The 17,357-nt window shown below is 71.6% G+C and carries 19 protein-coding genes; 12 read left to right on the forward strand and 7 right to left on the reverse strand.

The window, feature by feature from the left end; genetic code table 11:
- Positions 1 to 80: 80 nt before the first annotated feature.
- Positions 81 to 890 carry a tryptophan-rich sensory protein gene (locus tag DEJ04_RS12310; protein ID WP_111047241.1) on the reverse strand — a complete coding sequence of 270 codons (810 nt, stop codon included), beginning with the start codon at positions 888 to 890 and terminating at the stop codon, positions 81 to 83.
- A 153-nt stretch (positions 891 to 1,043) separates the two neighbouring features.
- Between DEJ04_RS12310 and DEJ04_RS12315 the strand changes: the two genes are divergently transcribed.
- From DEJ04_RS12315 to DEJ04_RS12345, 7 genes are all read left to right on the forward strand, one after another.
- A complete protein-coding gene (locus DEJ04_RS12315; RefSeq protein ID WP_111029980.1) occupies positions 1,044 to 2,027 on the forward strand; it encodes a magnesium and cobalt transport protein CorA in 984 nt (327 codons plus the stop codon).
- Positions 2,028 to 2,118: 91 nt separating this feature from the next.
- Positions 2,119 to 4,230, forward strand: a complete 2,112-nt coding sequence (locus DEJ04_RS12320; protein WP_111047242.1) for an alpha-galactosidase — start codon at positions 2,119 to 2,121, stop codon at positions 4,228 to 4,230.
- A gap of 100 nt (positions 4,231 to 4,330) precedes the next feature.
- Complete coding sequence (locus DEJ04_RS12325) at positions 4,331 to 5,614, forward strand: chloride channel protein (protein ID WP_111047243.1); 1,284 nt, start codon at positions 4,331 to 4,333, stop codon at positions 5,612 to 5,614.
- 95 nt (positions 5,615 to 5,709) lie between these two features.
- Entirely contained in the window at positions 5,710 to 5,922 is a 213-nt protein-coding gene (locus tag DEJ04_RS12330; protein WP_071247674.1) for an Rv0909 family putative TA system antitoxin, read from the forward strand.
- 135 nt (positions 5,923 to 6,057) lie between these two features.
- Positions 6,058 to 7,350 carry an aminotransferase class V-fold PLP-dependent enzyme gene (locus DEJ04_RS12335; protein ID WP_111047244.1) on the forward strand — a complete coding sequence of 431 codons (1,293 nt, stop codon included), beginning with the start codon at positions 6,058 to 6,060 and terminating at the stop codon, positions 7,348 to 7,350.
- Entirely contained in the window at positions 7,347 to 7,796 is a 450-nt protein-coding gene (sufU, locus tag DEJ04_RS12340) for a Fe-S cluster assembly sulfur transfer protein SufU (protein ID WP_111022150.1), read from the forward strand. Before DEJ04_RS12335 ends, sufU begins: the two co-directional genes overlap by 4 nt.
- Before the next feature lie 135 nt (positions 7,797 to 7,931).
- A complete protein-coding gene (locus tag DEJ04_RS12345; RefSeq protein WP_111047245.1) occupies positions 7,932 to 8,408 on the forward strand; it encodes a GNAT family N-acetyltransferase in 477 nt (158 codons plus the stop codon).
- Here DEJ04_RS12345 and DEJ04_RS12350 read toward each other — a convergent pair.
- Entirely contained in the window at positions 8,395 to 9,447 is a 1,053-nt protein-coding gene (locus DEJ04_RS12350; RefSeq protein WP_111047246.1) for a zinc-binding alcohol dehydrogenase family protein, read from the reverse strand. The genes DEJ04_RS12345 and DEJ04_RS12350 overlap by 14 nt on opposite strands.
- A gap of 95 nt (positions 9,448 to 9,542) precedes the next feature.
- Here DEJ04_RS12350 and DEJ04_RS12355 point away from each other — a divergent pair, with 95 nt between their 5' ends.
- Positions 9,543 to 10,118 (forward strand): TetR family transcriptional regulator, encoded by a 576-nt coding sequence (locus DEJ04_RS12355; RefSeq protein ID WP_111047247.1) that lies wholly within the window; start codon positions 9,543 to 9,545, stop codon positions 10,116 to 10,118.
- On the opposite strand, the gene DEJ04_RS12360 is transcribed toward DEJ04_RS12355, so the two are convergent.
- Positions 10,072 to 10,527, reverse strand: coding sequence for a GNAT family N-acetyltransferase (locus DEJ04_RS12360; RefSeq protein WP_111047248.1), 456 nt, complete (start codon positions 10,525 to 10,527; stop codon positions 10,072 to 10,074). The two genes, DEJ04_RS12355 and DEJ04_RS12360, sit on opposite strands and share 47 nt — an antisense overlap.
- A 53-nt stretch (positions 10,528 to 10,580) precedes the next feature.
- On the opposite strand from DEJ04_RS12360, the gene DEJ04_RS12365 reads away from it, so the two are divergent.
- A complete protein-coding gene (locus tag DEJ04_RS12365) occupies positions 10,581 to 11,150 on the forward strand; it encodes a uridine kinase (RefSeq protein WP_111047249.1) in 570 nt (189 codons plus the stop codon).
- Here the strand turns inward: DEJ04_RS12365 and DEJ04_RS12370 are convergent.
- Positions 11,138 to 11,590, reverse strand: a complete 453-nt coding sequence (locus DEJ04_RS12370; RefSeq protein WP_111047250.1) for a MarR family winged helix-turn-helix transcriptional regulator — start codon at positions 11,588 to 11,590, stop codon at positions 11,138 to 11,140. The genes DEJ04_RS12365 and DEJ04_RS12370 overlap by 13 nt on opposite strands.
- Before the next feature lie 62 nt (positions 11,591 to 11,652).
- Here DEJ04_RS12370 and DEJ04_RS12375 point away from each other — a divergent pair, with 62 nt between their 5' ends.
- The 3 genes from DEJ04_RS12375 (at position 11,653) to DEJ04_RS12385 (ending at position 14,058) form a co-directional block, all read left to right on the forward strand.
- Positions 11,653 to 12,021 carry a VOC family protein gene (locus tag DEJ04_RS12375; protein ID WP_111032077.1) on the forward strand — a complete coding sequence of 123 codons (369 nt, stop codon included), beginning with the start codon at positions 11,653 to 11,655 and terminating at the stop codon, positions 12,019 to 12,021.
- 137 nt (positions 12,022 to 12,158) lie between these two features.
- Positions 12,159 to 13,562: an LLM class flavin-dependent oxidoreductase gene (locus DEJ04_RS12380; protein ID WP_071405065.1), complete on the forward strand. Its 1,404-nt coding sequence runs from the start codon at positions 12,159 to 12,161 to the stop codon at positions 13,560 to 13,562.
- A gap of 4 nt (positions 13,563 to 13,566) precedes the next feature.
- Positions 13,567 to 14,058: a GNAT family N-acetyltransferase gene (locus DEJ04_RS12385; RefSeq protein ID WP_111047251.1), complete on the forward strand. Its 492-nt coding sequence runs from the start codon at positions 13,567 to 13,569 to the stop codon at positions 14,056 to 14,058.
- A gap of 64 nt (positions 14,059 to 14,122) precedes the next feature.
- On the opposite strand, the gene DEJ04_RS12390 is transcribed toward DEJ04_RS12385, so the two are convergent.
- The 3 genes from DEJ04_RS12390 to DEJ04_RS12400 form a co-directional block, all read right to left on the reverse strand.
- A complete protein-coding gene (locus tag DEJ04_RS12390; protein ID WP_258371372.1) occupies positions 14,123 to 14,890 on the reverse strand; it encodes an SGNH/GDSL hydrolase family protein in 768 nt (255 codons plus the stop codon).
- Positions 14,891 to 14,965: 75 nt separating this feature from the next.
- Positions 14,966 to 15,895 carry an acetamidase/formamidase family protein gene (locus DEJ04_RS12395; RefSeq protein ID WP_111047252.1) on the reverse strand — a complete coding sequence of 310 codons (930 nt, stop codon included), beginning with the start codon at positions 15,893 to 15,895 and terminating at the stop codon, positions 14,966 to 14,968.
- On the reverse strand, positions 15,892 to 17,298 hold the full coding sequence (locus DEJ04_RS12400; RefSeq protein WP_071405068.1) for an APC family permease: 1,407 nt from the start codon (positions 17,296 to 17,298) through the stop codon (positions 15,892 to 15,894). The genes DEJ04_RS12395 and DEJ04_RS12400 overlap by 4 nt, the downstream gene beginning before the upstream one ends.
- Positions 17,299 to 17,357 lie beyond the last annotated feature (59 nt).

Consider the following 17,357-nt stretch of genomic DNA (forward strand, 5'->3'; position numbering starts at 1 on the left):
CTGTCGCTTTCGCGGCCCCGACGGGTGCGAGGCCGCGGGAACTGTCGCTTTCGCGGGCCTGACGCGCAGGTAGCCGCGCGTCAGGCCGCCACCGGGGCCGCCGCCCGACCGGCACGGCGTCCGACCCAGCCGGCGCGGGCACGCACCACCACGGTCACGACGACCACGGCCGCCGCAGCCACCACGGCCGCGACCGCCGTCGGCACGGAGACGAGCGGCCCCTCGAACCGGGCCACGGCGACCCACGCCAGACCCCACGCGACCGAGGCCATGGGCGCCAGGCGTCCCCGGCCCCACAGCGCGATGAGGACCCCGACGAGCCCGGCCACCGCGGCGACGACCACGCCCCACGGGTCCTGCCCGAGTCCGAAGCCCCGGAAGCCCGCCGCCGTCAGCACCGCAGCGGTGTTCGCGGCCGTCGCGACGCAGACCCACCCGAGGTAGAGCCCGAACGTGCCGTCGGTCAGGATCGCCTCGACGACCCCGCGGGACGGGGTGCGGCGCAGGATCGTGAACGTCCAGATCAGCACGACGAGCAGTGCGACGATGATCGGCTCGCTCGCCCACAGGAACCCGAACTGCACCGACAGGATCCACGCGGCGTTGAGCAGCAGGGAGAGCACCGCCGGCACCACCAGCCGCTCGTGCCGCTCGTCGTTCGCGGTGCGGAAGAGCTGCAGGACCGCGTAGCCGATGAGCCCGGCGTAGACGACACTCCAGATCGAGAAGGCCGGGCCGTCCGGGGCGATCGCGGTGGAGGACGCCGACAGGGCGCCACCGGCGGCGTCCTGGATGGGCGTGCCACCGGCAGCGCCCGACCCCACGTACGCGCCGATGACGGCGACGACTGCGCTCACGGCCACCGCGATGCGCTTCCAGATCCTCTTCATGACAGTCCCTTTCGTCAGCATGCTGATGACCTGCACCGTAGGCGGCCGGTGGCGGCGGTCGTGCAGCGCACGTTCAGGCAGGACGCGGGGCGTGTGGCGGGGCCGCCACGGGCCTCCAGGCCGGAGACCGGCCACCCTGCGTACGGTGGGCGCGTGAGCGTCGAACTGAACACCGTCTACATCGACCGGATCGCACCGATCGCGAGTCCGTCCCTCGACGACACCTTCCGGATGCTCGACGAGCAGGGCGCCAGCGCGTGCATCGTCCTGCACCAGCCCGACGCCGAGGAACTCGGCGACGTCGCGGTCGCCCTCGGCCTGCACGAACTCGCCGTCGAGGACTCCGCCGAGGGGCACCAGCGACCGAAGCTCGAGCGCTACGGCTCGACGCTGTTCGTGGTGCTCAAGCCGGCGCTGTACAACGACCAGCAGGAAGAGGTGGCGTTCGGCGAGGTGCACGCCTTCGTCGGTGAGACCTTCTTCCTCGCCGTCGTGAAGGCCGACCCCCGTGGCAAGCAGACCGTTCCCAAGGCGCTGCAGCGGTTGAGCGGCAAGCCGGGGCTGGTGACCGTCGGCCCGCAGGCGCAGCTCTGGGCGCTGATGGACTCCATCGTCGACGGCTACGTGCCGGTGATCGACGGACTCGAAGAGGACATCAACCAGATCGAGGACCAGCTGTTCTCGGGCGAGGCCGGTGTGTCCCGGCGCGTGTACGAGCTGTTCGGCGAGGTCGTCGACTTCCAGCGAGCGGCGCGTCCCCTGGTCTACATGATCGAGAACCTGCACCGCGGCGCCGAGAAGTACCACCTGCCGATCGAGATGCAGCGACGGTTCCGTGACGTCCTCGACCACGCGATCCGGGTGGTGGAACGCCTCGACACGTTCCGGCAGCTGTTGCAGAACGCCCTGACCGTCGACTCGACCCTGGCGGCGCAGAAGCAGAACGACGACACGAAGAAGATCTCCGGCTGGGCGGCGATCCTGTTCGCGCCGACGCTCATCGCCGCGATCTACGGGATGAACTTCACGCACATGCCCGAACTCGGCTGGACGTGGGGGTACCCGCTGTCGATCGTCGCGATGGTCCTGTTCGCCGCGATCCTGTACGTGGTGTTCAAGGTCAAGCGCTGGTTCTGAGCCGCAACCGGAGCCGCGCCGCAGCAGGATTTGCAGCGGACGGCCCCGGACCGGAAAGCTCTGACGTGCAACGACGCCGACTGGAGCCCGCATGCCGCACGAACTCGTCCACCTGACCGCCGGTGGCGTCTCGCTCGTCCTGGACTGCCGCGACGACGCGCTCCCCGCCGTCGTGCACTGGGGAGCGGCACTCGGACCGCTCGACACCGACGCGCTGACGGCCCTCGCCGACGCCGACGTCACCCCGGTGTCCCCGAACGAGATGGACGACCCGGTCCGCCTGTCGGTGCTGCCCGAGCCGCACCGGGGCTGGAGCGGTCGTCCGGGGCTCGCCGGGCACCGTGACGGCGCCGACTGGTCGCCGGCGTTCACGGTGACGTCGCTCGCGGTCACCGACTCCGCGGTCACGGCCGACGCCGAGGACACCGTCGCCGGACTCACCGTCCGGGTCACCATCGAGATGCTCGGCTCCGGGCTCGTGCGGGCCCGCGCGGGCGTGACGAACACCGCCGACGGCGTCTACACCGTCGACGACCTGACGCTCGCGATGCCGATCCCGTCGGGGGCCCGCGAGATCCTGGACTTCGCCGGCCGCTGGGGCAAGGAGCGGACCCCGCAGCGCCGCGAACTCGTCGTGGGGACCCACCAGCGCGAGGGACGGAAGGGCCGCACCGGCACCGACGCCGCGACCGTGCTGACGGTGGGGGAGCCGGGCTTCGGCTTCGCCCACGGCCGGGTCTGGGGCGTCCACACCGCCTGGAGCGGGAACCACCGGCACCACGCCGAACGGCTCGCCACGGGCCGCCAGGTCATCGGCGGCGGCGAACTCCTGCTGCCCGGCGAGGTCCGGCTCGGCACCGGCGCCACGTACGAGGGGCCGTGGGTGTACTTCGCCCACGGGGACGGCCTCGACGACCAGGCCCGACGGTTCCACCGCTGGCTCCGCAGCCGCCCGCAGCACCCGATGACGCCCCGCCCGATGACGATCAACGTGTGGGAGGCCGTGTACTTCGACCACGACCTGGCCCGCCTCGTCGACCTCGCCGAGCGTGCTGCGGCCCTCGGCGTCGAACGCTACGTGCTCGACGACGGCTGGTTCCGCGGCCGCCGCGACGACCACGCCGGCCTCGGTGACTGGTACGTCGACGAGGACGTCTGGCCGGACGGTCTCGGCCCGCTGGTCGACCGCGTCCGTGCGCTCGGCATGGAGTTCGGCCTGTGGTTCGAACCCGAGATGGTGAACGAGGACAGCGACCTCGCCCGTGCCCACCCGGAGTGGATACTGCAGGCCGACGGTCGGCTGCCCGCGCGTTCCCGCGACCAGCAGGTGCTGAACCTGGCGATCCCCGAGGCCTTCGACCACGTGCTCGAACGGATGACGGCGATCATCGGCGAGTACGCGGTCGACGCCGTGAAGTGGGACCACAACCGCGACCTCGTCGAGGCGGGGTTCCCGGGCGGCGGCGCGGCGGTCCACGAGCAGACCCTCGCCGCGTACCGGTTGATGGCGACGCTCGGCGAGCGGTTCCCGTCCCTGGAGATCGAGTCGTGCTCGTCGGGTGGCGGTCGGGTCGACCTCGGCGTCATCGAGCACACCGCGCGGGTGTGGGTGTCGGACGACATCGACCCGCTGGAGCGCCAGCAGATGCACCGGTGGACGCAGCAGCTCCTGCCGCCGGAGCTGCTCGGGTCGCACATCGCGAGCGGCCGGAACCACACGACCGGTCGCGTCCACGACCTCGCCTTCCGTGCCGGCACCGCCCTGGTCGGCCACCTCGGCATCGAGTGGGACCTGGCCGGCGCGACCGCCGACGAGTCCGCTGCACTGACCGAGTGGATCGCGCTGTACCGCGAGCTCCGCCCGCTCCTGCACGGCGGTGACCTGGTGCGCTCCGACGAGGTCGACGACGCGCGGCTCGTGTACGGCACGGTCGCGCCGGACCGGCAGCAGGCCGTCTTCTTCCTCGCCAGCATCGGCCGCTCCGAGGTCTCCGGCACCGGCCGGGTCACCTTCCGTGACCTCGACCCCGACACGGCGTACCGCGTCGACCCGGTGGTCATCGGCGACGGCCACGACCTGGTGCGACCGGACTGGTGGTCCGGCCCGCGCGTGTTCAGCGGCCGGGTGCTCGGCACCGTCGGCCTGCAGCCGCCGCTCATGCAGGCCGACTGCGTGGTGCCGTTCCGGGTGACGGCCGTCTGACGGCGGGTGGTCGGGGCTCCCGGCCTGGAGGCCCGTCCCGCGTCCGGCGGGCCCGTTGCGGTCCGTCATCGGGTGCGTCCAGCCCGTTAGGCTTCCGGTCATGCCGCACTCCGGACACGCGACCCCGGTCTGGGCCCTCAAGCTCGCCGTCGTCACCGCCCTGGTGGGCGTCTCCGGCGGCATCGCCGGCATCGCGGTCTGGCTCGCGCTCCAGCTCATCCAGTTCGTCGCCTTCGGGTACGGGTTCGGTGGGCACCTCGAGGCCGCCGACGCATCGTCGGGCCTGAACCGGTTCCTCGCGCTCACGGCGGCCGGCGTCCTGACCGGGTTCGCCTGGTGGGCGCTCCGTCGGTGGGGGCGCTCGATCGTCTCGGTCACCGCGGCCGTCGACGGCAAGCGGATGCCGGCCCTGGCGACGCTCGCAAACGCCGGCATCCAGATCCTGGCCGTGGGGCTCGGCGCGTCCATCGGTAAAGAGGTCGCGCCGCGTGAAGTCGGAGCCTGGCTTGCTCAACTCGTCACCCGGCGTGCGGGGCTGACCGCACGCGAGACGAAGATCCTCGTCGCCTGCGGTGCTGCGGCCGGCCTCGCCGCCGTGTACGACGTACCCCTCGGTGGTGCGCTGTTCGCGGTCGAGGTCCTGCTCGGGGAGATCAGCTTCGCGACCGCCCTGCCCGCCTTCGCCACGAGTGCCGTCGCCGCCATCACCGCCCGGCTCGTGATCCCGGACGAGGTGCTGTACCACGTGCCCGCGATGCACCTGTCGCCGTCGCTGCTCGTCTGGGCGATCGTCGTCGGGCCCGTGCTGGGGCTCGCCGGGGTCGGGTTCGTCAAGCTGACCAACCGGCTGCAGGGCATCGCGCCGAAGGGCTGGCGCCTGCTCGTCGTGCTGCCGGTGGTCTTCGCGATGGTGGGGCTCATCGCGATCCCGTTCCCGGAGATCCTCGGCAACGGGCGGGCGCTCGGCCTCGTCGCGATGAACACCACGCTCGACGACGCCTCGTTCGCCGGCCTCTCACCGATCGTCCTGCTGCTGTTGCTCGGGGTCCTGCGGACCGTGACCACCTCGGCGACCATCGGAGCGGGTGCGGTCGGTGGCACGCTGACCCCCTCGATCGCGATCGGTTCCGCGATCGGTGGCGGGCTGGGCGGTGCGTGGCTGCTGCTGTGGCCGGCCGACGGCCCGAGCCTGGCGGCCTTCGCCTTCGTCGGTGCAGCGGCCTTCCTCGCCACCACCATGCGGGCGCCGTTCACCGCCCTGGTGCTCGTCGTCGAGTTCACCCAGCAGGGCACCGACATCCTCGTGCCCTCGTTGCTCGCGGTGTCCGGTGCCGTCGCCGTCGGGTACGTGCTCGCCCGCCGTCGCAGCGCTCAGATGGTGTGAAGACCCCGAACGTTCCGGTACGGACGGCTACCCGGCGGCCTACTGTCGGCGCCAGGACGGAGCGACGGGCTCCGCACCGAGACGAGGAGCAGCCGATGGCGGGTTTCGACGACATCACGAAGAAGGCCCAGGAGTTCCTGAAGGACGGCAAGGTCCAGGACGCCCTGCAGAGCGAGAAGGCCGAGGGCGTCAGCGACAAGGTGCTCGGCGGTGTGGCCGACGCGGTCAAGAAGGCCACGGGCGGCAAGTACGACGACAAGATCGACGGTGCCCGCGACGCAGCGGACAAGAAGATCGGCAACGAGTAGCGAACGACGTGCAACGGCCCAGGACCCGGCGTGGTCCTGGGCCGTCGCCGTGCCGACTGGACGTGGTCGGGAACAACGGACACCATGGACGGGTTGCTCCGGACAGCAGCACCAGGAGGACGAGACGTGACAGTCGTGGCGCCGAACCAGCCGCTCACCGAGACCGAGGTCGAGGCGATCAAGCGGGACTTCCCGATCCTCGCGCAGGACGTGAACGGGCAGCCGTTGGCGTACCTGGACTCCGGGGCGACGGCTGAACGCCCGCGCCAGGTCCTCGACGCCGAGCGCCGGTTCCTCGAACACGACAACGCCGCCGTCCACCGCGGCGCGCACACGCTCGCGGCGCTCAGCACCGACGCCTACGAGGACGCCCGTGCCACCATCGCCGGCTTCATCGGCGCCGCTGCCCCGACCGAGGTCGTGTGGACCGCGAACGCCACCGACGCCCTCAACCTCGTCGCCTACGGCATGGCCAACGCCAGCCGTGGCCGCGGCGGTGCCGACGCCGAGCGCTTCCGCCTGGGCGCCGGTGACGAGATCCTCGTCACCGAGGCCGAACACCACGCCAACCTCGTGCCGTGGCAGGAGCTCGCCGCGCTGACCGGTGCCACCCTGCGCTGGATCCCGGTCGCCGACGACGGCACCTGGACCGCCGACGACGCCGCGGCCCTGATCACGGACCGCACGAAGGTCGTCGCGTTCTCGCACGTCTCGAACGTCACCGGGATGATCGCCCCCGTCGAGCAGGTCGTCGGCCTCGCCCACGCCCGCGGCGCCCTCGTGGTGCTCGACGCCTGCCAGTCTGCACCGCACCGTCCCCTCGACGTGCAGCAGCTCGGGGTCGACTTCGCCGCGTTCTCCGGGCACAAGATGCTCGGCCCGAACGGCATCGGCGTGCTCTGGGGCCGTGCCGAGCTGCTCGACGCCCTGCCGCCGTTCCGCACCGGTGGCTCGATGATCACCACCGTGACGATGGAGGGCTCCGAGTTCATGCCAGCGCCCGAGCGGTTCGAGGCCGGCACGCAGCCCGTGTCCCAGGCGGTCGCCCTCGCCGAGGCGGTCCGCTACCTGCAGGGCATCGGCATGGAACGCGTCCGCGCCCACGAGGAGCACCTTGCCCGCCGGATGCTCGACGGTCTCGCCGCCGTGCCCGGCATCCGCCTGGTCGGCCCGCCCGCCGGTGTCCCGCGCTCCGGTCTGGTCGCGTTCGACGTCGACGGTGTGCACGCCCACGACGTCTCGCAGTACCTCGACGCGCAGGGCATCGCCGTGCGCTCCGGCCACCACTGCGCCCAGCCGCTGCACCGCCGCCTCGGTCTGGTCGCCACCAGCCGCGCGAGCACCTACGTCTACACGACCGAGCACGACGTCGACCGGTTCCTCGCAGCCGTCGCCGAGGTCCGCGACTACTTCGGAGCCACCGCGTGAACGCCCTCGACAGCCTGTACCAGCAGGTCATCCTCGACCACGCGAAGGCGCGGCACGGCGACGGTGCGATGCCTGACGCGGATGCCTCGCACTTCGAGCGGAACCCCACGTGCGGCGACGAGATCACGGTCAGCCTGCGGCTCGAACCCGGCACCGACCGTATCGCCGGGCTCGCCTGGCAGGGCGACGGCTGCTCGATCTCGATGGCCTCGGCATCGGTCCTTACCGACATGGCCGTCGGCCGCACCGTGCCGGAGTTCCTCGCACTGACCGAGGAGTTCCGCACCATGATGCGCTCGCGTGGTGTCGGTGAGCCCGACGAGGACGTCCTCGAGGACCTCGTCGCCTTCCACGGCGTCTCCAAGTTCGTCATGCGCGTCAAGTGCGGCATGCTCGCCTGGGTCGCGGCGGAAGCCGCCGCGCGCGAGGCGACCGCGGCCCGCTGAGCCGGCTGCGGCTCGCGATCGCGACCACCGACCGACCGGGAGGCCCGTTGCGGGCCCGCCCCGCGCCTCCCGTCCGCAGCTGGTCGCCGACCAGGCCCCGGAAGGCTTGAACGGTATGCCTATTCAAGGGGCGCGATGATCATCGAGACGGAGCGACCCGGCGCAGGCCGGGCCGACGCGATCGTGCGGGCCTACCTGACGGAGGTCGCGTCGCGGTGGTACGGGCGGGCGGCGACGCCGGCCGAGGTCGACCGGGCGCTCGACGAGGAGCCGTACGACGACCTGCAGGGGGACTCCGGGGTGTTCGTCATCGCGAGTGACGGGGAAGCCGCTGTCGCCTGCGCCGCCGTGCGCTTCGTCGGTGCCGTCGGCGAGCTGACGAAGGTGTTCACGCTGCCGGAGCACCGCGGCCGAGGCGTCGGTTCGGCGCTCCTGCGCCACGTCGAGGACCTCTGCAGGGGACGCGGGATCACGTCGCTGCGGCTGGACACCCGCGCTGAGCTCGCCGAGGCCTGTGCGCTCTACGAGCGGCTCGGCTTCGTCCGGGTGGCGCCGTTCAACGACGACCCGTACTCCGACCGCTGGTACGTGAAGTCGCTCAGGGGAGCGTGACGACGAGCTTCCGGGCGGAGACTCCGGCGCGGAGTTCGGCGAGGGCGTCCGGGATCGCGGCGAGTCCCGATCCGACGACGGACGCGGTCGGGGTGGCACGGTACCGCCCGGTGCGGAGCGCCTCGGGCAGGAAGTCGCGGTAGATCGCGGGGCCGACCTCGGACTCCGTCGGGCGGCCGCCCCAGATCGCGGTGACGTGGACCCCGTGTCGGCGCTCGAGCCGCGCCCGGATCGTCGTCACCGGTGTCGGGTACGCCGACGCGAGTCGACCTGAGCCGGTGGCGGCTCGGACGATCGGGAGCGTGCGGGTCAGCGAACCCTGGCCGAAGGCGAGGGTGCCGGCGAGCTCCCGGTCGGCGAGTGCCTCGAGGATGCGGCGTGCGGCACCGTCGTCGCGGTAGTCGAACACGGCCTCGGCCCCGAGGTCCTGCACGAACCCGTGGTTCTTCGGCGATGCGGTGCCGATCACGGCGTACCCGGCGGCCCGGGCGAGTTGGACGGCGTTGGCGCCGACGCTCGTGGACGCACCCCACACCAGGACGACCCCGTCGCGATCGACCGCATCGGCCGTGGGGAGCGACAGCGCGAGCTGGTCCGGCTCGAAGAGCCCTGCCGCGGCGGTCGAGACGGCGAGCGGCAGCACCGCCGCCTGCTCGGCGGGCAGGGCATCCGGAACCGGGGTCGTCACACGGTCGAGCAGCAGGACCAGGTGCTGGAAGGCGCCTTCGGCAGCACTGTTCCGGTGCTGTTCCTGCCCCGCGGCGTGCCCGACGACCCGGTCGCCCACGCGGAAGCGCTCGACGTCCGGGCCGATCGCGACGACCGTGCCGGCGACGTCCGACCCGAGGACCGCGGGGAACCGCAGCTTCGGGAACACCAGGTGCCGGAAGAGCCCGCCGACGGCGTCGACCGGGTTGACGGCGACCGCCTCGGCGCGGACGACGAGTTCGCCGGGGCCGGGCTGGGGGACCGGTGCGGGCCCGACGGTGAACCGCCCGGTCGACGTGGTCCAGAGTGCTGGGTTGCCCGATGGCGACATGGTGTCCCGATCTCTTGCTCGAAGTGAGTCATGACACGACGTGTCATCGCACAGTCAACCATGACACGACGTGTCATCACCACTACTGTGGACGCATGCGTTGGTCTCCGGATGCCCGAGGGCGACTCGAGCGAGCGGCGTTCGAGCTCTTCGCCGAGCAGGGCTACCAGGCGACGACCGTGCCGCAGATCACCGAGCGAGCCGGCCTGACGACCCGCACCTTCTTCCGGTACTTCGCCGACAAGCGCGAGGTGATCTTCGCCGGTGACGAGATCCCCGACCTCGCCCGGGCTGCCATCCAGGGTGCACCGGCCGGGATCGACCCGCTCGACATCGTCGTGCACGGCCTCCGCACCGTCGCCGACGAGCGGTTCGAGGGGCGGCACGGCGAGGTCGGCTCGGTGCGGCGGCTGGTGCTGTCCGAGTCGTCGCTCCGGGAGCGCGACGCCCGGAAGCGCGCCGACCTGACGGACGCCGTGCGCGAAGCCTTCGTCGACCGCGGGCTCGATCCGTCCGAGGCAGCGGTCATCGCCGAGACGACCGTGATGCTGTTCCACCTGGCCCTCGAGGCCTGGCTCACCGGACCGTCCGAGCGCCGGATGGCCGACGTGGTCGACGAGCAGCTCAGTGCACTCCGTGGGGTGCTCGATCGGCGGCCCGCAGCGTCATGAACACGTCGACGCCGTCCTCGGTGTCGAGCACGAAGCCGTGTCGTTCGTAGAGTCGGCGAGCCGGGCTGCCCACCAGCACGTTGAGCCGCGTCGGGCCGTCGTGGGGCTCGTCGAGGACGGCGCGCAGCACGGTCGACCCGACTCCACGCCCCTGGACGTCGGGCGCGAGGTAGAAGTGCTCGACCCAGCGGACGTCGTCCTCGACCCGCACGGTGATCGACCCGACGTCGCGGTCGTCGACCACGACGATGCGGGTCAGCTGCGGCTGGAACGCGACGCGGAGGCGCTGTCGGACGCGCGTCTCGTCGAACACCCCGAGGCGTGTCAGGTCGTCGCGCAGCACCACGGCCCGGAGCTCGACGAGCCACTCGAGGTCCTCGGTGGTGCTGTCCCGCAGTGTGACGTCCATCCGCTCAGCCTACGAACCCCGGTGCACCGTCATCGACCTCGTACGCTTGCCCGATGGACCGCGACGGCGTCATCGACCTTGTCGCGTCCCGCCGCGCCTCTGCCCGTGCACCGATCGTCGTCGGTGTCTCCGGCTACTGCGGATCCGGCAAGTCGACGCTGACGCGCACGCTCGTCGAGAGGCTCCCCGGCGCGGTCCGCATCCGCGGCGACGACTTCCTCGACCCCGTTCGGTCCCATCAGCGGTCCGCCGACTGGGACGGCGTCGATCGTCCCCGTCTGGTGTCGTCGGTGCTCGAACCGCACCGAGCCGGTCGGGCGAGCACGTTCCGGCGGTTCGACTGGTCGGTCCAAGCCCTCGGCCCGGCCGAGCCGCTGCCGCGGACGGACGTCCTGGTCGTCGACCTGATCGGACTCTTCCACCCCGACGCGCTCCCGCACCTCGACGTCAGCATCTGGTGTGACGTCGACCTCGACACGGCGGTGCGTCGGGGCACGGCTCGTGACCGCGCGCTCGGGCGCTGGCACGATGCGCTCTGGCGGGACGTGTGGGTCCCCAACGAGCGTGACTTCGAGGATCGGTACGCACCGAAGGACGCCGCTTCGGCGCGCTACGCGCCCTGACGCCGCAGCGACGTCACCATGCTCCGCAGGATCTGACGGGCCTCGGTCTGCTGGTCCGCGCTCAGATCGGCGAGCATCCGCTGCTCGACCCCGCGGATCGCCGCACTCGCCTGCGCCAGGCTCCGTCGCCCGCTGTCGGTCAGCTGCGTGGGGAGCGCCTTGCCGACCGACGGTTCGGTGGCACGGGTGACGAAGCCGTCCCGCTCCAGGGTCTGCAGCAGCACGTTCATCGACTGCCGGGTGACGAAGGTTCCTCGCGCGAGCTCGGAGTTCGACAGGCCAGGGCGCTGCGCGAGCAGTTCGAGGCAGGAGTAGTGCGTCACCGTCATGCCGAGCGGGCGCAGCACGGCCTCCATCGACGCCCGGAGGGCGCTCGCGGTCTCCTTCAGCAGGTAGCCGATCGACGTCTCGAGGTGGATGCCGGTGTCGTCTTGACGCATGTCAGTAGTCTGACATAGCTTGTCCTGTGTCAGAAGACTGACACGTACCCAAGGAGCACTCCATGCCCGTCACCGGCCCCGACTTCATCTCCCTGCAGACCCGCGACCTCGATGCCTCGCAGGCGTTCTACGAGCGCTACCTCGGCCTCGTCCGCTCGCAGGCCGGCCCGCCGCACGCCGTCGTGTTCGAGACCACGCCGATCGCCTTCGCCCTGCGCGACCTGGTGCCCGGCACGGACCTCGACGCGGTGGCGCAGCCCGGCGTCGGCGCCGCGGTCTGGCTGCACGCAACGGACGTGCAGGCGATCCACGATGCGCTGGTCGCCGACGGCCACCGCATCGTCTCGGCGCCGATCGACGGTCCCTTCGGTCGGACGTTCACGTTCGCCGACCCCGACGGCTACCACGTCACGCTCCACGACCGCGCCTGAGCCCTGGAACCAGCCACGCGCCCGCCGCGGGTGACGTGACGGACGCGGGGCGGGCCTCCAGGCCGGTGCCGGAGTCGACCGTCACGCTTCGTCACGATCCGTGACGGTCGCAGGTGTCCGACGTAGCGTCTCGACCCGTGACCACCAGCAGCGAGCACCGGCAGATCCGCTTCAACGCGTTCGACATGAACTGCGTCGCGCACCAGTCCTCCGGACTGTGGCGGCACCCCCGCGACCGGTCGCGGGACTACCGCGACCTGACCTACTGGACGGACCTGGCGAAGACGCTCGAGCGCGGGGCGTTCGACGGCATCTTCATCGCGGACGTCCTGGGCACCTACGACGTGTACGGCGGGTCGAACGAGGCCGCGCTTCGCACCGGGTCGCAGGTGCCGGTGAACGACCCGATCCTGCTCGTGTCGGCGATGGCGTCGGTGACCGAGCACCTGGGTTTCGGCATCACGGCCGGCACCGCGTACGAGCACCCGTACCCGTTCGCCCGACGCATGTCGACGCTCGACCACCTGACCAAGGGGCGGGTCGGCTGGAACGTCGTCACCGGGTACCTGCCGAGCGCCGCCCGGAACATGGGCCAGACCGACCAGCTGTCGCACGACGACCGGTACGACGTGGCGGACGAGTACCTCGAGGTCCTCTACAAGCTGTGGGAGGGCTCGTGGGAGGACGACGCCGTCGTCGCCGACCGCGAAGCCGGCGTCTTCACGGACCCGGCGAAGGTGCACCCGATCGAGCACCACGGCACGCACTTCGACGTGCCCGGCATCCACCTGTCCGAACCGTCCGTGCAGCGCACGCCCGTCATCTACCAGGCGGGCGCGTCACCGCGCGGCATCCGCTTCGCCGCGGAGAACGCGGAAGCGGTCTTCGTGGGCGCACCGACCGTCGAGCAGCTCGCGTCGACCGTCGCGAAGGTCCGGGACGCCCTGGAGGCAGCTGGTCGCGACCGGTACGCCGCCCGCGTCTACACGCTGCTCACCGTGATCACGGACGCCACCGACGAGCTGGCCCAGGCGAAGTACGAGGACTACCTGTCGTACGCGTCGGAGCTCGGCGCGCTGGTGCTCAACTCCGGCTGGATGGGCGTCGACCTGTCGCAGTGGGACCCGGACCAGCCCCTCGGTGACGTCGAGTCGAACGCGATCCAGTCGGCGGCGGCGAACATCGCGGCAGCGACGGGGGAGGACGGGTCGAAGTGGACGATCCGTGACCTGGCGCGGCAGACGGCGATCGGCGGGCTCGGCCCGGTGGCGGTCGGTGGGGGAGCGACGATCGCCGACCGGCTGCAGGAGATCCAGGAGCTCACCGACGTCGACGGCTTCAACCTGGCGTACGCGGTGACCCCGGGCACGTGGGAGGACGTCATCGAGTTCGTGATCCCGGAGCTCCGTGCCCGTGGGGCCTACCCGGAGGAGTACGAGCCGGGGTCACTCCGCCAGAAGCTGCACGGCCGCGGAGACCGGCTGCCCGACGAGCACCGTGGGGCGTCGTTCAGGATCGGGAGCCGGGCGGTCGTAGGCTGATCGGGTGATCGAGTCGTCCGTGGTCGTGCGTCCTGCGACCCCGGACGAGACCGACACCTGCATCGACCTCTGGGCCGCGGCCGTGGCTGCCCGTGACGGTGCCTCCGAGGACCCGGCAGTGCGGGAGCGCGCGCGGCAGAAGTTCGCGGCGGAGCACGTCGCCTGGCTGGTGGCTCCCGGCCCGGACGGCGCGGTCGACGGCTTCGTGCTCGTCACGGCACCGGGCACCGGTCGGTCGACGGACCCGGCGGACGCCGCCTACCTGTCGTTGCTCGCGGTGCGTCCCGGGGTGCAGGCCCGCGGGGTCGGACGGTCGCTGCTGTCCGAGGCGGTGCACGACGCCCGGGCCGCCGGACACCCCCGCGTGGTCCTGCACGTGCTCGGCGACAACGCCCGGGCGGTGCGGCTGTACGAGGCGGGCGGCTTCGTGGCGACGGGCGACGAGTTCGCGCACGCGCTGAGCGGGGTCACCACTCGCGTGTACGTCGCGGGCTGAGCGGGCTGAGCGGGCCGACGCTTGCCGAGGCGGGCCGACGCGGGCTGCGGCTGGCTGACGCTGGTTACGCGTCCCGTCCGCGCACCGGCGTCCACGTCGGGTAGGTCGCCGAGCGCCCGTCGCCCGACGACGTGCGGGTGATCCGGCGCTGGACCCACGGCAGGACGTACTCGCGGTAGTAGCGGAGTTCCTCACCCAGACGAGTCCGGGCGGCACCGGGGTCCGCGGGCTCGACCGGCGCGGGGCCGTCCAGGACCGCGTGCAGCGCCAGGTCCGCGACGCGCTGGTGCCCGGTGGCGTTCATGTGCAGCCGGTCGTCCGACCAGAACTCCGCGCGGCGCAGGTGCGGGTCGCGGGAGACGTCGACGAACGGCAGGCCACGGCGTCGGGCGAGGGTGCCGAGCGCCTCGGCCCAGGCGTCACCGCGGCGGTTGATGAGTGAACCGAGGGGCAGGCGGGCGCTCGGGTCGGCCGGGCTGAGGAGCGCCAGGCGCGCGCCGGTGGCCTCGACCCGGTCGGCGGCGGCCTCGACCTGCCCGATCAGCGCGTCCACCTCGAAGCGCGGGCGCAGCAGGTCGTTGCCGCCGGCGCAGAAGGTGATCAGGGTCGGCGCCGGGTCGAGCGCGAGGGCGGCCTCGAGCTGGCCGTCGAGGACCCCGGCGAGCAGTCGGCCGCGCACCGCGAGGTTCGCGTACGAGACGTGGGCGTCCGAGGCTCCCGCCATCGCGCTCGCGAGTCGTCCGGTCCAGCCGGGGAACGGAGCGGGTCCGGCGTCGCCGATGCCCTCCGAGAAGCTGTCGCCGATCGCGACGTAGCGGATGGTGTCGTGCATGCGCCCATCATCGTGCACACGCCTGTGCAGGTTCCCGGCACGACCCTCGTACCGGGAACCCGCATCAGCGAACCCTCACAGCACCGACTTCGGCACCCGGTGCAGGGTGACCGCACCGACGGCGGCGAAGGGGTGCAACGGGTCCGGGGCGGTGGAGCCGGTCGGCCCGCCGAGCTTCGAGTCACCGACCGCGCTGAGTACCGCGTAGGCGTCCTCGGCGGTCCAGCCGTGCTCGTCGACCAGGAATGCGAAGGCGTCCTCGTACCCGCGCCGGACGCTCTCCTGCACGGGGTCGCCGAGGCCGACGAACAGCCAGTCGTCGGCGGTCTCGATGCGCGGTGCGCGGAGCACCGGACCGCCCTTGACCAGGTCGACGGAGACGATCGCGGTGCCCTGGGCCTCGATGGCGACGAACGACGACTCGCCCTCGGCCATGAGCGCGTGGATGTCGCCGATCGACAGCAGCGCACCGGGGACCCGGACGGGCAGGGACACCGTCGAGCCGGGGCGGGCCTCGGTGACGTCCATGTTGCCGCCCTCCGGGTAGGCCGGCATGATCGTCGAGTTCTCGCCCTCGGCCGGGGCCGTCCCGATGCACCCGATCATCGGCCGGACGGGGAACCGGTGCCGGTCGGACACCTGCACCATGTCGTCCGAGATCGGGCAGCGGCGGGCGAAGACCCGGTCGCCCATCACGTGCTGCAGGGCCCCGGAACCGGGGAGGGACACCGACCAACCGTGCGTGGTCAGCTCGATGGCGTGGATGGTCACCACGAGGGTGTCGCCGGGTTCCGCCCCCTCGACGAACACCGGCCCGGTCACCGGATTGATGGGTGCCTGCAGCTGCGCCATGTCGTGGTGCTGGTCGAGTTCGGCGTAGACGGCGTCGGTGGTCTCGAAGCCGATGGTCTCGCCGGTGCCGGGGCGGACCCGCAGCACGGGCTCCCGGTCGGCCGAGAACCCGGGGCGGCCGAGGGTGTTCGGCAGGAAGTGGTCCGGGGTCATCGTGCGTCCTCCGTCGTCGGTTCTGCTTCGGAGCCGACCTCGGTGGAACGGCCGGTGCGTCGGTAGTACAGGAACACGGCCGCGCCGACGATCAGCCAGATGATCCCGCCGACCTTCGCCTCGACCGCGGCGTTGAGCAGGACGTACCCGATGATCAGGAACCCGACCAGCGGCACGACCAGGTGCAGCAGCCAGTTGCGCGACTTGCCCTTCACGACGTGGTGCACGAAGACGGACACGTGCAGGAGCATGAAGCCGAACAGGGCGCCGAAGTTCACGAGCGACGAGATCGTGTCGATCTGCCCGACGAAGAACAGCACCAGGATCGCGGAGAGCACCGAGACGACGATGATCGCGTTCTGCGGCACCTGGCGCCCGTTGAGCTTGTGCAGGAACGCGGGCAGCTGACGGTCGCGGCTCATCGAGAAGAGCAGGCGGCTCGTCGCGGCCTGTGCGGCCATGGCGTTCGCGATGCCGACGGCGAGCACGTTGACGGCGAAGAACGCGGTGGCCCACCCGCTCGACGAGGCCTGCTCGACGATGGTGAAGAAGGCGTTGCCGGCCTCGCTGTCCGAGAACGAGTCCCGCCCCGCGGCCAGGGCGGATGCGAGCCAGGTCTGCAGGATGAACAGGAACGCCACGATGACGAGCGCCAGGATCATCGCCGTGCCGGCTCCGCCACGACGGCCGGTGGACTCCTCGGACAGCGTCGAGATGCCGTCGAAGCCCAGGAAGCTCAGCACCGCGATCGACAGGGCCGAGGCGATGAGCGGCGCCGACACCTTGGCCGGGTCCCAGATCTGCTCGGTGCCGAAGGACGCGTCGGGGATCGTGCCACCGGTCAGCGCGACGATCGCGATGACGACGAAGATCGCGACGAAGACGAGCTCGATGAGCAGGAAGATGCGGTTCGCGAGCTTGAGCGAGGACACCCCGGCCAGGTTGATGACGGTGTTGATCGCGACGAACACGAGTGCCCACAGCCAGCGGGGCGTGCCCGGGAAGATGCCGACCATGCTCTCCGCGGCGAACACGTAGAGCAGCGTCGGGACGAGCAGGTAGTCGAGCAGGATCGCCCAGCCGGCGAAGAACCCGGCGGTGGGGTGGATGCCGCGGCCGACGTACGAGAACACGCTGCCGGCGAGGGGGATCGACTTCGCCATCTGCGCGTAGGCCAGGGCGGTGAAGATCATCGCGACGAGGCCGACGAGGTACACCAGCGGCACCATGCCGCTGGAGGCGTTGTAGACGGTCCCGAAGATCGCCCAGGGGGCGATCGGGACCATGAAGACCAGGCCGTAGATGAGCAGGTCGGTGGTGGAGACGGAGCGCTTGAGCTCCTGCTTGTAGCCGTAGGCCTCGAGCTGCTGCTGTGCGGAGAGCTCGCTGTGCTGCTGCGACATGTCGGGTTCCGTTTCGGGTGGAGGGACGGGCTGTCTCTTATACACATCTCCGCTCCCAC

The sequence above is a fragment of the Curtobacterium sp. MCLR17_044 genome (assembly GCF_003234435.1).
Taxonomy (GTDB): Bacteria; Actinomycetota; Actinomycetes; order Actinomycetales; family Microbacteriaceae; genus Curtobacterium; species Curtobacterium flaccumfaciens.

Coding starts and splice junctions, on each gene's coding strand:
- DEJ04_RS12360 (WP_111047248.1), bottom strand. CDS start 10,527: ATGGACGTCACACTGCGGGACAGCACCACCGAGGACCTCGAGTGGCTC.
- DEJ04_RS12310 (WP_111047241.1), bottom strand. CDS start 890: ATGAAGAGGATCTGGAAGCGCATCGCGGTGGCCGTGAGCGCAGTCGTC.
- DEJ04_RS12375 (WP_111032077.1), top strand. CDS start 11,653: ATGCCCGTCACCGGCCCCGACTTCATCTCCCTGCAGACCCGCGACCTC.
- DEJ04_RS12395 (WP_111047252.1), bottom strand. CDS start 15,895: ATGACCCCGGACCACTTCCTGCCGAACACCCTCGGCCGCCCCGGGTTC.
- DEJ04_RS12390 (WP_258371372.1), bottom strand. CDS start 14,890: ATGCACGACACCATCCGCTACGTCGCGATCGGCGACAGCTTCTCGGAG.
- DEJ04_RS12365 (WP_111047249.1), top strand. CDS start 10,581: ATGGACCGCGACGGCGTCATCGACCTTGTCGCGTCCCGCCGCGCCTCT.
- DEJ04_RS12330 (WP_071247674.1), top strand. CDS start 5,710: ATGGCGGGTTTCGACGACATCACGAAGAAGGCCCAGGAGTTCCTGAAG.
- DEJ04_RS12325 (WP_111047243.1), top strand. CDS start 4,331: ATGCCGCACTCCGGACACGCGACCCCGGTCTGGGCCCTCAAGCTCGCC.
- DEJ04_RS12355 (WP_111047247.1), top strand. CDS start 9,543: ATGCGTTGGTCTCCGGATGCCCGAGGGCGACTCGAGCGAGCGGCGTTC.
- DEJ04_RS12320 (WP_111047242.1), top strand. CDS start 2,119: ATGCCGCACGAACTCGTCCACCTGACCGCCGGTGGCGTCTCGCTCGTC.
- DEJ04_RS12400 (WP_071405068.1), bottom strand. CDS start 17,298: ATGTCGCAGCAGCACAGCGAGCTCTCCGCACAGCAGCAGCTCGAGGCC.
- DEJ04_RS12370 (WP_111047250.1), bottom strand. CDS start 11,590: ATGCGTCAAGACGACACCGGCATCCACCTCGAGACGTCGATCGGCTAC.
- DEJ04_RS12350 (WP_111047246.1), bottom strand. CDS start 9,447: ATGTCGCCATCGGGCAACCCAGCACTCTGGACCACGTCGACCGGGCGG.
- DEJ04_RS12345 (WP_111047245.1), top strand. CDS start 7,932: ATGATCATCGAGACGGAGCGACCCGGCGCAGGCCGGGCCGACGCGATC.